Annotated in this window: 12 protein-coding genes; 6 read left to right on the top strand and 6 right to left on the bottom strand. The window is 68.4% G+C overall.

Annotation, left to right across the window (positions count from 1 at the left end; translation table 11 throughout):
* Window positions 1–24 precede the first annotated feature (24 nt).
* Genes ASE02_RS08395 through ASE02_RS08385 form a run of 3 tightly spaced genes read left to right on the top strand, consistent with a single transcriptional unit; the run spans window position 25 to window position 1,476 of the window.
* The gene (locus ASE02_RS08395; protein ID WP_056733087.1) at window positions 25–573 is read left to right on the top strand and encodes an RNA polymerase sigma factor; all 549 of its coding nucleotides are present in this window, start codon (window positions 25–27) and stop codon (window positions 571–573) included.
* A gap of 4 nt (window positions 574–577) precedes the next feature.
* Window positions 578–997: a hypothetical protein gene (locus ASE02_RS08390; RefSeq protein ID WP_056733085.1), complete on the top strand. Its 420-nt coding sequence runs from the start codon at window positions 578–580 to the stop codon at window positions 995–997.
* Entirely contained in the window at window positions 997–1,476 is a 480-nt protein-coding gene (locus tag ASE02_RS08385) for a periplasmic heavy metal sensor (RefSeq protein WP_056733083.1), read from the top strand. Before ASE02_RS08390 ends, ASE02_RS08385 begins: the two co-directional genes overlap by 1 nt.
* Here the strand turns inward: ASE02_RS08385 and ASE02_RS08380 are convergent.
* Entirely contained in the window at window positions 1,473–2,252 is a 780-nt protein-coding gene (locus ASE02_RS08380) for a class II aldolase/adducin family protein (RefSeq protein WP_056733081.1), read from the bottom strand. The genes ASE02_RS08385 and ASE02_RS08380 overlap by 4 nt on opposite strands.
* A gap of 99 nt (window positions 2,253–2,351) precedes the next feature.
* On the opposite strand from ASE02_RS08380, the gene ASE02_RS08375 reads away from it, so the two are divergent.
* On the top strand, window positions 2,352–3,041 hold the full coding sequence (locus ASE02_RS08375; RefSeq protein ID WP_056733079.1) for a Crp/Fnr family transcriptional regulator: 690 nt from the start codon (window positions 2,352–2,354) through the stop codon (window positions 3,039–3,041).
* Here ASE02_RS08375 and ASE02_RS08370 read toward each other — a convergent pair.
* From ASE02_RS08370 to ASE02_RS08355, 4 genes are all read right to left on the bottom strand, one after another.
* Window positions 3,038–5,488, bottom strand: a complete 2,451-nt coding sequence (locus ASE02_RS08370; RefSeq protein ID WP_304438355.1) for an ATP-binding protein — start codon at window positions 5,486–5,488, stop codon at window positions 3,038–3,040. The genes ASE02_RS08375 and ASE02_RS08370 overlap by 4 nt on opposite strands.
* A 181-nt stretch (window positions 5,489–5,669) precedes the next feature.
* A complete protein-coding gene (locus tag ASE02_RS08365; protein ID WP_056733075.1) occupies window positions 5,670–6,170 on the bottom strand; it encodes a response regulator in 501 nt (166 codons plus the stop codon).
* Between the two features lie 96 nt (window positions 6,171–6,266).
* Window positions 6,267–8,885 carry an aminopeptidase N gene (gene pepN, locus ASE02_RS08360; RefSeq protein ID WP_056733073.1) on the bottom strand — a complete coding sequence of 873 codons (2,619 nt, stop codon included), beginning with the start codon at window positions 8,883–8,885 and terminating at the stop codon, window positions 6,267–6,269.
* Window positions 8,886–8,971: 86 nt separating this feature from the next.
* Window positions 8,972–9,541 (bottom strand): hypothetical protein, encoded by a 570-nt coding sequence (locus ASE02_RS08355; RefSeq protein ID WP_056733071.1) that lies wholly within the window; start codon window positions 9,539–9,541, stop codon window positions 8,972–8,974.
* A gap of 147 nt (window positions 9,542–9,688) precedes the next feature.
* Here ASE02_RS08355 and ASE02_RS08350 point away from each other — a divergent pair, with 147 nt between their 5' ends.
* Window positions 9,689–10,813, top strand: a complete 1,125-nt coding sequence (locus tag ASE02_RS08350; RefSeq protein WP_056733069.1) for an acyl-CoA dehydrogenase family protein — start codon at window positions 9,689–9,691, stop codon at window positions 10,811–10,813.
* A 14-nt stretch (window positions 10,814–10,827) separates the two neighbouring features.
* Window positions 10,828–12,054, top strand: a complete 1,227-nt coding sequence (locus ASE02_RS08345; protein ID WP_056733068.1) for an acyl-CoA dehydrogenase family protein — start codon at window positions 10,828–10,830, stop codon at window positions 12,052–12,054.
* A gap of 54 nt (window positions 12,055–12,108) precedes the next feature.
* Here the strand turns inward: ASE02_RS08345 and ASE02_RS08340 are convergent, their stop codons facing one another.
* Window positions 12,109–13,245 (bottom strand): glycosyltransferase, encoded by a 1,137-nt coding sequence (locus ASE02_RS08340; RefSeq protein ID WP_156405969.1) that lies wholly within the window; start codon window positions 13,243–13,245, stop codon window positions 12,109–12,111.
* Between the last annotated feature and the right edge of the window lie 464 nt (window positions 13,246–13,709).

Genomic DNA, 13,709 nt, shown 5'->3' with positions numbered 1-13,709 from the left:
AACCCGACAAGGGTGAGGTGAGGCTTGGATCCTGGCGACCCGGACGAGGCGTTGCTGGCGCGCGTGGGCGAGGGCGACCCTGCGGCCGTGCGCGCCCTGGTGGCCCGCAAGCTGCCGCGTCTGCTGGCGCTGGCCGGACGGATGCTGGGCGATGCGGCCGAGGCCGAGGATGTCGCTCAGGAGACCTTCGTGCGGGCCTGGAAACAGGCACGGGACTGGCGGCCGGGCGTGGCCAAGTTCGACACCTGGCTGCACCGGGTGGCGCTGAACCTCTGCTACGACCGGCTGCGCCGCCGCCGCGAGGTGGCGACCGACAATCCGCCGGAGCAGATCGACGAGGGGCCGGCCCCCGATCGCGGCCTGCAGGCGCGGGACGTGGGCCTGCGCGTGGCCGCCGCCATGCGCGCCTTGCCCGACCGTCAACGCGAGGCTGTCAGCCTCTGTCACTATCAGGAGCTTTCCAATATCGAGGCCGCCGCCCTGATGGGCGTCAGTGTCGAGGCCTTGGAGAGCCTGCTCTCGCGGGGGCGGCGCGCCCTGCGCGCGGCCCTGTCGGATATGGTGGAAAGCTAACGTCATGACCCGCGAACGCTTCGAGGACCTGGCCGAGATCTATGGCGGCGACATCGCCCGCTGGCCGCTGGCCGAACGGGACGCCGCCGCCTTGCTGCTGGCGGCCGATCCCGATTTCGCCAAGGCGGCGCTGGCCGCGCCCGCCGGGTTGGACGACCTGCTCGGCGCCTGGGCGCCGCAGCCGGTTACGCACCAACTGCGTGAGGCGGTGATCGCCTCGGCGCCGCGCTCCCGCGCGCGGTCTGGCGTGCGGGGATGGTTCTGGCGTGCCGGGTTGGGCGTGGGCCTGGCCGGCGCCTGCGCGGCGGGCCTGGTGGTCGGGGTGCGGCTGTCGGACACGGTGGTCCAGCAGGACGACACCGTCAGCGCCGCGCTCAGCGGCTATGACGATCTTTCGGAAGTCGTGGTCGGGGAGGGCGCCTGATGAGCCGTCGAACGCAGATCGTTCTTTTCGTCTCGCTGGCCCTGAACCTGTTCCTGATCGGCGGCGTGGTCGGCGGTCTGGTGGTCGGCCAGCGCCTGCGCTCCGACCGCCCGCCGCCGATGGCGCGCATGAATCAGCCGGTCTGGGCGGCGGCGGAGGCCTTGAGCCCAGAACAGGCGCGCGCCTATCGCACCATGCTGCGCGGCGAGGGCATGGAGGCCCGCGCCAATATGCGCCAGATGCGCGAGGCCCGGACGCAGGCCTGGGGAACCTTGGGCGCCGAACCGTTCGATCCGGCCCTGAGCAAGCACAAGCTCGCCGAGATCCGCAGCCGGGAGGCCGCGACGCGCGGCGAGATTGACGCCCGCATCGTCGACTTCGCCGCCGGCCTGACGCCGGGCGAGCGGCGGAAGCTGGCCAAGGCCCTGGCCGAACGGCCAGGGCATGGTCAGCCGCAAGGACCGAACGGTCCGCGCTAGTTGCGGAAGCTGGGATCGATGCGATCGAGCTTGCGCAGCAGGGCCGGCCAGGCGAGCCGGTCGGCGAGCTTCTTCATGCCCGCGGCGCCCGACTGCATCTCGACCTTTTCGGCCACGCCCTGGGGCGGGGTGTTCAGTCCGTCCCGTCCGGCGCTCAGCATCAGCACCTGCGCCTCGCAGGCGCGCTCCAGATAGTACATGCGCAGGAACGCCTGGGCGACGGACTCGCCGACCGTCAGGGTGCCGTGATTGCGCAGGATCATGGCGTTCTTGGCGCCCATGTCGGCGACCAGGCGCTCGCGCTCCTCCAGCTCCGTCGCGATGCCCTCGAAGTCATGATAGGCGACGTCGTGCATCGCGATCATCGCAGTCTGGGTGTGGGGCAGCAGGCCCTCGGCCATGGCCGAGACCGCCTGGCCGTGCGGCGTGTGCAGGTGCAGCACCGCGTGGGCGTCCTCGCGGCCCATATGGATCGCCGAATGGATGACAAAGCCGGCCCGGTTCACATAGGCTGGGCGGTCGACGATCTTGTTTCCCTCATGATCGATCTTCACCAGCGACGAGGCGGTTATCTCCTCGAACATCAGGTCGTAGGGGTTGATCAGGAAGTGATGCTCGGGCCCCGGCACGCGGGCGCTGAGATGGGTGAAGATCAGGTCGTCCCAGCCATAGAGGGCCACCAGCCGATAGGCGGCGGCCAGATCGACGCGAACCGCCCACTCCTCCTGCGAGACTTGGTCGCGCAGGCTGGGGGTCAGCTTCAGGGCGGTGGTCATGGGCGGCTCCGGTGTCTGGGGATGGGCTTACCTGCCACCGATCGGACGGCGACTCTGTCGCCAAGTTGACAATCTCGTCGTAACTGGCAGATCAAGCCGATGACGCCGGCTGAACGCGAGACGCTGTCGAGGGACCGTTGGTTCGGCGCCCTGCCGCCCGAACGCCAGGCGTTGCTGCTCGACATCGGCCATGTCCGGGCGGTGCGGGACCGCGCGCTGCTCTACGGCGTCGGCGACGAACCCGACGGCCTGTGGGCGGTGCTGCAGGGCGAGGTGCGGCTGGTCAGCTATCCGGCCGTGGGCATGGAGCTGGTCGGGTTGATCGTCGGAACCGGCGGCTGGTTCGGGGAGCTGTCGGTCCTGGACGGCGGGCCTCGGCCGCACGACGCCATCTGTTTCGGCCCGGCCCGGGTGGTGAACCTGCCGATGGACGAGGTCTCGCGGCTGGCGGCGGCGCGGCCCGAGATCTACCGCGACATCGCGCTGCTCGGCTGCGCCCACCAGCGCGGAGCCCTGGCGGTTGTCGGCCAGAGCCTGGCCCAGCCGGTGCGGGTGCGGTTGGCCCGCACTTTGGCCGCGTCGGTCCGGGCGGCGGCCGACGCCTCGCCCGGCGTGCTGCGCATTCGTCAGGAGGACCTGGCCGCGATGGTGGGCGTATCGCGCCAGACGTTGAACAAGCTGCTCAAGTCGCTGGAGCGGGCCGGGATCGTTGAGCTGTCCTACGCCCAGATCACTATTCGCGATCCGGCGGCCCTGCGCGCGGCTGGCCATCCGAAGGCAAGGCTCTAGGCGACCGCGAAGCCCGGCACGGTGCGGACGGCGCCGCTCTGACGGATGGGCAGGGAGAAGCTGACCATGGTGCCCTCGCCGGGCGCGCTCTGCATGTCGAGCGAGCCGCCGTGCATCTCCACCAGCGACTTGGTGAGCGCCAGGCCCAGGCCCGTGCCCTGGGTGGTCTTGGAGTGCTGGTTCTCGACCTGCTCGAAGGGCTTGGCCAGCCGGGCCAGGTCGTCCTGGGCGATGCCGATGCCGGTGTCCTGCACGCTGACGCGGATGCGCTCGCCCAGCGGATCGTGGCGGCCCTCGGCGCGGATCGTCACCCGGCCGCCGCGCGGGGTGAACTTGATGGCGTTCGACAGCAGGTTCAGCAGCACTTGCTTCACGGCGCGGTAGTCGGCCTCGACCTCGGGCAGGTGCGGGAAGTCGATGGTCAGGGCCAGGCCCGCGGCCTCGGCCCGGTTGCGGACCAGGCGCACGGCGTCCTCGGCCACCTCTTCCAGCGCCAGGGGCTCGAACTTGAGCGCCATCTTGCCAGCCTCGATCTTCGACATGTCGAGGATGTCGTTGATCAGCGCCAGCAGGTGCTGGCCCGACGAGAGGATATCCTGGGCGTAGCCCTTGTAGCGGGTGTCGCCGAGTTGGCCGAACATCTCGCCGACCATGATCTCGGAGAAGCCGTTGATGGCGTTCAGCGGGGTGCGCAATTCGTGGCTCATATTGGCCAGGAACTCGCTCTTGGCCTTGTTGGCGCCCTCGGCCCGGACCTTCTCCATCTCGTATTTGCGGGCCAGTTCCGAAAGCTGCTCCTGGCTGCGCTCCAGACTGACGATGGCCTTCTGAAGCTGTTCTTCGTTGAGCCGGCGCGCCTCGTCCTGGGTCTTGATGGCGGTGATGTCGGCGGCGGTCATCACCAGGCCGCCCTCGGCGGTGCGCCGCTCGGAGATCTGGATCCAGCGGCCGTCGGCCAGTTCGGCCTCGCGCACGCCCTTGCGGCCGTCGGGGCTCGGCATCTCCTGCTGGATGGCGAGCTGGGCGAAACGATTGACCTCTTCGCGCCCGGCGCCCGGCTTCAGCAGCTTGGGCTCCAGCGAGAAGACGTTGCGGTAGTTGTGGTTGCAGAGCAGCAGGCGGCCGTTGCGGTCCCACAGCACGAAGGCTTCCGACACGCTTTCGATGGCGTCGCGCAGGCGGCTCTCGGCGGCCTGGGCGCGGGCCTGGGCCATGCGCTCCTCGGTGACGTCCAGGGCCACCCCGATGATCCGCGAATAGCCCGACTCTTCCGAGCGGCCGAAGGCCTGGCCGCGGGCGTCGATCCAGATCGGCCGGCCGCCCTGAAGCGAGGGCACCCGGAACGACACGTCGAAGCCGCCATAGACGGCGGCGGTGGACAGCGCCTGGCGGACCCGCTCGCGGTGGTCGGGGGAAACGCGGTCCAGCACGTCCTGGCCCGGCACGACGCCGCCGCCGCCCCAGCCGAATATCGCGCCGGTGACGTCGGACATGAACATCTGGTCGGTGGTCAGGTCCCACTCCCAGATGCCGCAGCGGGCGGCTTCGACGGCCAGCCGGAAGCGTCGCTCGGAATCGATGACCGCCTGCTGGGCGTCCTCCATCTTGCGGCTCTGGTTAAGCAGCAGCAGGCCCAGCATGAAGGCTACGGCGAGGGGGGCGGTCAGCCAGCCGAGTTGCCGGGCGGTGGAGTTGATCTCGTGCGCGCTGGACGGCGTCGCCGACACGGCCAGCAGCGCCCCGTCCATCGCCGGGCGACCGACCAGATCCTGTGCCGCGCCGTCGGGCTTGGTCCCGCGCACCAGGCCGCTCGCGCGGCTCAGCTGCGCCGCCGTCAGGCCGAACGCCTCGTTCACGTCGCGGGCCTGGGCCAGGCCGCCGGCTCCGGCGGCGGCGAGGATCTGGCCCTTGGTCGTGGCCACGACCTGATCGGCGGCGAGCAGCGCGCTCAGGCGGGCCGGATCGCCGACCAGGATGATCTGGCGGCGGCCCTTGCTGGTGGCGACGCTTCCGGCGACGACCAGCGACGCCGGGGTCTGGTTCGAGGCGCCGATCCAGACGTTTCCGCCAGCCTGCTCGGCTTCAGTCGCCAGTTCGCCCCAGTTCACGCCGGCGGCCTTGCCGCTCACGGCGACGACGCCCTGGTCGTCCGTCACGGCCACGGCCAGGGCCGCGCCGCCGGCCACCGCAAGGGCGGTCTCGGCCGCGTCGATGGGAGGATCGGCCTTGCGCTGCAAGGTTTCGCGCGCGGCGGCCAGACCGCCGCGCAACGCCGCGCCCTCGACGTCGACGCGGGCGGCCAGGGTTTCCGTCCGGCTGGGCAGGGCTGCGTTCGCCAGCGTGCCGGCCTGCGGCTCACGGCTGATCTTGAAGATGGCGATGGTGGTGTAGATGGCCAGCAGCAGCAGGGTCGAGAGGATCGCGATCCGCACGAAACCCTGACTCACGCCTCTCCGGCCGTCGGGCGCAGCAGCGCTCTTCGGTTGGCTTGGCCCAGTCTCAGCCGCGTCTTTGCCCCCGCGTCTGGCCAAAGCCCGCCGCTCCCTTGCGCCCTATCCCGAGTCACTCGCGCGGGTGAGTCTACGCAAGCGCGCGTGGCGCGTCACGAGGCACGTGGTCTCAGGACGATCACGGTTTCCTTTGGCGCTCGGCCCGGCGTTCCGGCCCCTTGTAGTTGGGGTCGTCGTGACGGCGCCTGTCAGGCCCAAAATAGCTCTCGCTGCGCACGAACGGGCGGGCCCGATCGATCACCCAGACGATCCGTTTCATCAGGTCGGCGGGGGTGACGGGCTTGACGCAGAACTCGTTCACCCCGGCGTCGCGCGCCGCCATGATCCGTGAGCGGTCGGCATGACCGGTCAGCAGGATGATCGGGGTGTAGGGGGCCGGGCTCTCGGGATCGTTGCGCAGCCACTGGGCGAAGGCGACGCCTTCCTCGGCGTTCAGCATGTAGTCGAGGATGACAATGTCGCACGGCGTCATCTTCATCCGACGCTTGGCGGCGTCGACGGTCTGGGCGTCGTAGAGCTGATCGGCGCCGAACCCCCGCAGCATCGCTTTGACGAGGTTTACCGCGTGGGTGTTGTCGTCGACGATCAGGAACCGGACCCGGTTGAGTGAGACCGACATAGGCTGGCTGTCTCCCGAGTTACGCGCCTCCGTACGAAGTTGCGGATTTAACGTAAAGATTCGGTTTTCCCTAACGCGGGAGACAGCCTGCTCAATTCATTCGGCGAGCGCCTTGGCGGCCAGCTCGTAGACGTTCTTCGAAAGTCCTTCGGTCGCCGCGATCCGGGCCAGTTCACGCTTCATCAGCGCGCCCAGTTCCGGCTTGTAGCGCCGCCAGCCGCCCAGGGGCTCGACCAGCCGCGCCGCGGTCATCGGGTTGAAGCTGTCGACGACCAGGATCTGGTCGGCGAGGAACCGGTAGCCGGCGCCGCTCGCATCGTGGAACCGCGACGGATTGAAGTTGGCGAAGGTCGAGACCAACGCCCGCAGGCGGTTGGGGTTCTTCTGCTCGAAGGCCGGATGGGCGGTCAGGCCCATGACCCGGCCCAGGGCGCTTTCGTCGGGGTCGCGGGCCTGCAGGGCGAACCACTTGTCGATGACCATAGGCTCGGACTTCCAACGATCGAAGAAGTCGGCCAGGGCGGCCTCATAGGCTTCGCCGCCGACCAGCATCAGGGCCGAAAGGCCGCCGATGGCGTCGGTCATGTTCGCCGCGGCGCGGTAGTGGCCCTCGGCCAGTTCGCCGATTTCGGCGCGGGGATTGGCGGCCAGCAGGTCCAGGGCTGCGTTGCGCAGGGCGCGGCGGCCGGCGCTGGCGGCGTCCGGCGAGAACTCGGCCAGTTCCTGCAGGCCGATATGCAGGCGCTTCAGGTCCTCGGTGAGATGCAGCGACAGGCGGGTGCGCAGGGCCTCGCGGGCGGCGTGGATCGCGGCCGGGTCGGCGGGCTGGATCGCCAGCGCCAGGTCGGACTCGCTGGGCAGCGAGAGCAGCAAGGCCTTGAAGGCTGGATCGGACGCCTGGTCGTTCAGGGCCCGGCCCATGGCCTCGGCGAAGCGTTCCTCGCCGACCTCGTCGGGCGCGCCCTTGGCGCGGGCCACGATCAGGGCGCGGGCCAGATCCTGGCCGGCCTCCCAACGGTTGAACAGGTCAGGGTCCGAGGCCAGCTGGACATAGCGGTCCTTGGCTGGGGCGTCGGTGGTCAGCGTCACTGGGGCGGAGAAGCCCCGCAGCGCCGAGATCACCGGGGCCGCATCGACGCCGCTCAGCGTCACGCTGGCCTGGGCGGCGTCCAGCACCACCACGGTCTGGTCCAGCGCCTTGCCGTCGCGCTCGAAGGCCAGGGTCCGGCCTTCGCCGTCCAGCAGGCCGATGGTGACCGGGACCGGCAGCGGCCGCTTGTTCGGCTGGCCAGGGGTCGGCGCGGTGTGCTGGCTGAGGTCGATCTGCAGGGTGCGGGCGCCGGCGTCATAGCTGTGCTTCAGCGAGACCTTCGGCGTGCCGGCCTGTTCGTACCAGGCGAAGAAGTCGCTCAGATCCTCGCCGGTCACCTCGGCGAAGCAACGGATGAACTCCTCGACTGTGGTGGCGTGGCCGTCCCAGCGGTCGAAATAGAGGTCCATGCCCTCCCGGAATTTTTCAGGACCGATCAGGGTCTTGAGCATCCGGATCACTTCGGCGCCCTTCTCGTAGATGGTCGCGGTGTAGAAGTTGTCGATCTTGAGGTAGCTGGACGGCCGCACCGGGTGGGCCAGCGGCCCCTGGTCCTCAGGGAACTGGCGCGCGCGCAGGGCCTTCACGTCCTTGATCCGCTGGACGGCCGCGCCGCGCATGTCGGCCGAGAAGCTCTGGTCGCGGAAGACCGTCAGGCCCTCCTTCAGGCACAGCTGGAACCAGTCGCGGCAGGTGATCCGGTCACCGGTCCAGTTGTGGAAATACTCGTGGGCGACGACGCTCTCGATGCGCTCGAAGTCCATGTCGGTGGCGGTGGCCGGGTCGGCCAGCAGCAGCGAGGAGTTGAAGATGTTCAACCCCTTGTTCTCCATCGCGCCGAAATTGAAGTCGCGAACGGCGACGATCATGAACAGGTCCAGATCGTATTCGCGCCCAAAGGTCTGCTCGTCCCAGACCATCGAACGCTTCAGGGCGTCCATGGCGTAGGCGGCGCGCGCGGCCATGCCGGTGTCGACGAAGATGCGCAGGTCGACCGTGCGACCGCTCATGGTGACCAGCTTGTCTTCCAGAACGTCCAGCTCGCCGCCGACCAGGGCGAACAGATAGGCCGGCTTGGGGAAGGGGTCGTTCCAGACGGCGAAGTGACGCCCGCCCGGCAACTCGCCCGAGCTCATCAGGTTGCCGTTGGACAGCAGGTGGCGGAACGTCTTGTCGGCCTCGATGCGCACGGTGAAGCGCGACAGCACGTCGGGCCGGTCGGGATACCAGGTGATCTTGCGGAAACCCTCGGCCTCGCACTGGGTGCAGAACCGGCCGCCGGACATGTAGAGCCCTTCCAGCGCCTTGTTATTCTCCGGGTCGATCTCGACCTCGGTTTCCAGCACGAAGGCGTCCGGCACGTCCGGAACGGTCAGGAACTCGGCGTCGATGGTGCGCTCGCCGTCGCCCAGGACGCGGCCGTCGACCGCGACCGAGATCGGCTTCAGCCGCTCGCCGTTCAGCACCAGCGGTCCGGTGTGGTCGCCGTTGCGCCGGATCGTCAGCTTCGCCTTGACCCGCGTGGTGTTCGCCGCGAGCGCGAAGTCCAGATGGACCTCATCGATCAGGAAGGCGGGGGGCGTGTAGTCGGCGAGCGAGATCGGCTGGGGAGTGTCTGTACGCATGGGGGGCATTTAGCCACGGCCAGCGCCAATCGCCAGTGCGCTGGTGGATCAAAGCCTCCGGCTTCCGCCGATCTCGGGGGTGATATCTAGGCCACTTCCACGCGTGTGGCGGCAGGGCCGGCCACCGGCGTTTCGTTGAACAGCCGATCGAGCCTGGAGATGTCCTCGGCGATGCGCTGCAACTCGGGCGGCGCGTCGCCGGCGCTTTCATCGACGATGCGAACGATCCGGCGGGCCAGCGCCAGCAGATGCGGCGCGCTGGTGATCAGCCGCGCCTGAAACTCGATCTTGTGCGGATCGCGGTCGTACTCGGCGCCCGGCACCCGCCAGCCGCCCCAGTCGGCGGCGTCGGTCACCACCACCGGATAGGTCCCCGGATAGGGGTGATGGGCGGAGTCTTCCTCGGCCTGCCACTTGTTGCGCGCCCGCAGCAGCCGCCATTGCGGCGCGCCGTCGGCCAGGGCGTCGGCGCCGCTGCCCTGTTCCGGCTTAAGCTCGTGTCCCTGGAAGTCGCGGCCCAGGCCCACGTCGTAGGTCACCCGGACCGGTTCGTCGAAGCCCTTGGCCCAGACAGGCACGATCTTCTCGATCATCGCCCAGACGCCGACGCTCTCGACCCAAACCTTCTGGTTTCGCTGGAATATCGCCTTGGCCATGCGCGCGCCTTCGGAACCTCTTGGTCAGATCGGCCATAAGACCCTGAAATTCTTGACGCGAGGTCAATCTTTTCAAGGTGCGCCGGGCGCGTATGGTGGCCGCCAAGCAAGCATTGAACCGGCCGACAAACGGCGGAATGGGCGGAAATGAATTTCGATTTCTCAGACGATCAGAAATTTCTGAAGGGCGAGGCTCGCAAGTTCCTCGAAGCCAACAGTCCGACCACCCGCGCGCGCGCCGTGCTGGACGACAAGGACAAGGCCTACGACGAGGACCTCTGGAAGGCGGTCGCCGCGCAGGGCTGGCTGGGCGCTGCGATCCCCGAGGCCCATGGCGGTCTTGGGTTGGGGCACCTGGAACTCTGCGTTATCGCCGAGGAACTGGGCCGCGTCGTCGCGCCGATTCCGTTCGCCTCGACGGTCTACTTCCTGGCCGAGGCGATCATGTTGGCCGGCAATGAAGAGCAGAAGGCCTATCTGCTGCCGAAGATCGCGGCGGGCGAGATCATCGGCGCCGTCGCCACCTCCGAAGGTCCAGGCGTGGTGACGGCCGGCACGCTCCAATCCACCGTGACCGACGGCAAGCTGACCGGCGTGAAGATCCCTGTCACCGACGGCGATATCGCTAATGTCGCCCTGGTGCTGGCCAAGGAGAACGGCAAGCCCGGCCTGTTCCTCGCCGACCTGACCGACAGCTCGGTGACCCGTGAGGCGGTGAAGACCCTCGATCCGACCCGCGACGCGGCCAGGCTGGTGTTCAAGAACACGCCGGTGCGCCGGGTCGGGAACGCCGGCGAGGGCTTCGAGTTGGTCGAGCAGGTCTTCGACCGCGCGGCGGTTCTGCTGGCCTTCGAACAGACCGGCGGCGCCGACCGCTGCCTGGAGATGGCCAAGGAGTACGCGCTGGAACGCTACGCCTTTGGCCGGGTCATCGCCTCGTATCAAGCGATCAAGCACAAGCTCGCCGACATGTATGTGAAGAACGAGCTGTCCCGTTCCAACGCCTATTACGGCGCCTGGGCGCTCAACACGAACGCGCCGGAGCTCACGGTCGCCGCCAGCGCCGCCCGGATCGCGGCCTCCGAGGCTTTCTGGTTCGCGTCGAAGGAAAACATCCAGACCCACGGCGGCATCGGCTTCACCTGGGAAATGGACTGCCACCTCTATTATCGCCGCTCGCGGCAGCTCAGCCTCGTGGCCGGCGCGCCGCGGGTCTGGAAGGAACGCCTCGTCAGCCACCTCGAACGCCGCAATGCGGCGTCGGCCGCTTGAGCAGGAGATAGGTCATGGATTTCAACGACACCCCCGAAGAAGCCGCCTATCGCCAACAGGTCCGTCAGTGGCTGGACGTCAATGCGCCCAAGAAGCGCGAGGGCGCCGATCCCGAGGGCGGCGACAGCATGGGCGCCTCCAAGGCCTGGCAGGCCAAGAAGGCCGCGGCCGGCTACGCCTGCATCACCTGGCCCAAGGAGTGGGGCGGCCAGGGCGGCACCCCGGTCCAGAACGTGATCTTCGGCCAGGAAGAGGCCAAGCATCCGATCCCGCCCAACCCCTTCCAGATCGGGCTGGGCATGTGCGTGCCCACGGTCATGACCTTCGCCGACGACGAGACCAAGAAGCGCTTCGTCGGGCCGGCCATTCGCGGCGAGGAAATCTGGTCGCAGCTGTTCTCCGAGCCCTCCGGCGGCTCCGACGTGGCGGCTTCACGCACCAAGGCCGAGCGGGTCCCGGACGGCTCCGGCGACTGGCTGATCAACGGGCAAAAGGTGTGGACGACCGGCGCCCAGTTTTCCGACTATGGCATTGTAATCGTTAGGACAAATCCGGAAGTGCCCAAGCATAAGGGCCTGACGATGTTCTGGCTGGACCTGAAGGATCCGGGGGTCGAGATCAAGCCGATCCACCAGATGTCGGGCGGATCGGGGTTCAACGAGGTGTTCTTCACCGACGTACGGGTCAAGGACAGTCAGCGGCTGGGGGCTGAGGGCGAGGGCTGGAAGGTCAGCCTGGTGACCCTGATGAACGAGCGGCTGGCGGTGGGCGGCGCGACGGGGGCGGGCTGGAGCCAGTTCATGGAGACGGCGCGCAACACGCCCAGTATGGACGGCGCCTCGGCGCTGCAGGACCAGGCGGTGCGCGAGAAGCTGGCGGACTGGTATGTCCAGGCCGAGGGGCTTCGGCATACCCGGAACCGGACCATGACGGCTTTGTCGCGCGGTCAGACGCCGGGGCCGGAGAGCTCGATCGGCAAGATCATCTCGGCCGTGCAGATGCAGGAGCTGGCCAACACCGCCATCGAGATGCTCGACCAGTATGGGATCATCAACGACGGCGACCTGGCGCCCGAGGACGCGGCGTTCCACTGGTCGCTGATGTTCGCGCCGGGCCTGCGGATCGCCGGCGGCACCGACGAGATCTTGCGCAACATCATCGCCGAACGCGTGCTGGGCCTGCCCGGGGACATCCGGGTCGACAAGGACATCGCGTTCAAGGACATGCCTACGGGGAGGTGACCCCCTCAGTCAGCTTTGCTGACAGCTCCCCAGCGGGGGAGCATCTGGCGGGCGTTAAGCCCTTAGCGGTGTCGGGGCGGCGTTGGAGCGGCCGACGACGAGCTCGCCATAGATCCGGGTCAGGCCTTCGAAGGTCGTGTCCCAGCTATGGCGCTGCTCGGCCCGCCGACGGGCGGCGACCTTGATCGGGGTCTGCTCGCGCGCGAACAGGGCCTCGATCGCCTCGGCCATGCCTGCCGGATCGACGGTGAGCGCCTGCTGGCCGACCCGCTCGTCGATCAGTTCGGCGATACCCCCGCGCGAGGGGCCGACCACCGGAACCCCGGCGGCCAGGGCCTCCAGCACGATCAGGCCGAAAGGCTCGTTCTCGTTGGCGTGGACCAGGGCGTCGCAGCTGGCGATCAAGGTCGCGAGCTTCAGCGGGTCGCGCTCATAGGCCAGCGGGATCACACGCGGCGAGTAGTGGGCGTCCTTGCCGGCGCCGACCAGCAGCAGGTGATAGGGCGCGCCCAGGCGCTCGACGGCGCAGATCAGGCTCTCGATGTTCTTCTCGCGGGCCGGGCGGCCGGCGAAGACCAGCAGCCTGGCGCTGGAGGGCAGGCCCAGGCTGCGCTTCAGCTTGGCGGCCTCGGCGCGGTCGGGATGGAACAGCTCGGTGTCGACGCCCAGCATCTGCACGCTGACCTTCTCGACCCCGGCCTCGCCCAGGCGGGCGGCGATATGGCGGCTGGGGGCGACGACGCGGTCGAAGCGGGCGAAGGTCGCGGCCCAGTGCTTCATAGCCGGGGCCTCGGCCCATTCGCCAAAGTGCAGGGCGGCGAGGGCGGCCGCGTCGGTGTGGCAGAACCCGACCACGGGAACGTCCAGCGCCTCGCCGGCCTCAAGCGCGGCGTGGCCCGGCACGAACATGTCGCCGGCCTCGATGATGTCGGGCTCCAGCATCCGCAGGACGGTCTCCCACTTGGTGGTCGAGGCCGGCATCCGGTAACCGTCGCCAAACGGCAGGCGGGCGGCGGCGACGCTGACGACGCCAGGCGCCGAGAGGCCGGTGGTCGGCCCAGGAACAACCAGGGTGTGGGTGATGTCGGGCCGGCGCTTGGTCAGCCAGTCCCGCTTTTGCAAAAGGTAGCGCTTCACGCCGCCGGAACGCGGCGCGTACATCATGGTGGTGTCGATCAGGTGGAAACCCATGCGACCCGGAGCGCCAAAATGAGGAGCCTCTGACAGGTTCAACCGTATCAGATTCTCCGACCGCGCGTCGGTGACGTCGAACACTCGCCGCCTCCCTTACAATAGGACACTGCGACTAACGAACGGCGGGCGGTTTGGTTCTGACGATCTTGCCGCGAATGGGCTGAAAAAGTCGGGGCGCGCTGAAGGAGTCAAAGTCCCCCTCAGTCGGCTTCGCCGCCAGCTCCCCCAGTGGGGGAGCATCTTCTTCTCATGTTGGTCATCCTCCGGTCTCGCGCGGCGAGATCTGAGGAACCCATGTGCGGAGGATGACGATGTGTTGGGCTGGGTCGCCCAGATCCTCCTCCGCTGGGGGCCTATTGCGAAATTCGCTGATCGTGATTCCCTGTTGCTGAGCCAGGGAGTGGTCGATGTCGGTGAAGGGTACTGGTCAGTTCAGCTTTATGGATGCGCTGCTGCCGGCT

The sequence above is a fragment of the Phenylobacterium sp. Root700 genome (assembly GCF_001429025.1).
Taxonomy (GTDB): Bacteria; Pseudomonadota; Alphaproteobacteria; order Caulobacterales; family Caulobacteraceae; genus Phenylobacterium.
The sequence above is the reverse complement of the archived record's forward strand: the minus strand, read 5'-3'. Positions and strand labels throughout refer to the sequence as shown.

What these genes read in the sequence shown, in the direction of transcription:
- ASE02_RS08390 (WP_056733085.1), top strand. Translation starts at nt 578, where the DNA reads ATGACCCGCGAACGCTTCGAGGACCTGGCCGAGATCTATGGCGGCGAC.
- ASE02_RS08385 (WP_056733083.1), top strand. Translation starts at nt 997, where the DNA reads ATGAGCCGTCGAACGCAGATCGTTCTTTTCGTCTCGCTGGCCCTGAAC.
- ASE02_RS08380 (WP_056733081.1), bottom strand. Translation starts at nt 2,252, where the DNA reads ATGACCACCGCCCTGAAGCTGACCCCCAGCCTGCGCGACCAAGTCTCG.
- ASE02_RS08375 (WP_056733079.1), top strand. Translation starts at nt 2,352, where the DNA reads ATGACGCCGGCTGAACGCGAGACGCTGTCGAGGGACCGTTGGTTCGGC.
- ASE02_RS08365 (WP_056733075.1), bottom strand. Translation starts at nt 6,170, where the DNA reads ATGTCGGTCTCACTCAACCGGGTCCGGTTCCTGATCGTCGACGACAAC.
- pepN (WP_056733073.1), bottom strand. Translation starts at nt 8,885, where the DNA reads ATGCGTACAGACACTCCCCAGCCGATCTCGCTCGCCGACTACACGCCC.
- ASE02_RS08355 (WP_056733071.1), bottom strand. Translation starts at nt 9,541, where the DNA reads ATGGCCAAGGCGATATTCCAGCGAAACCAGAAGGTTTGGGTCGAGAGC.
- ASE02_RS08350 (WP_056733069.1), top strand. Translation starts at nt 9,689, where the DNA reads ATGAATTTCGATTTCTCAGACGATCAGAAATTTCTGAAGGGCGAGGCT.
- ASE02_RS08345 (WP_056733068.1), top strand. Translation starts at nt 10,828, where the DNA reads ATGGATTTCAACGACACCCCCGAAGAAGCCGCCTATCGCCAACAGGTC.
- ASE02_RS08340 (WP_156405969.1), bottom strand. Translation starts at nt 13,245, where the DNA reads ATGGGTTTCCACCTGATCGACACCACCATGATGTACGCGCCGCGTTCC.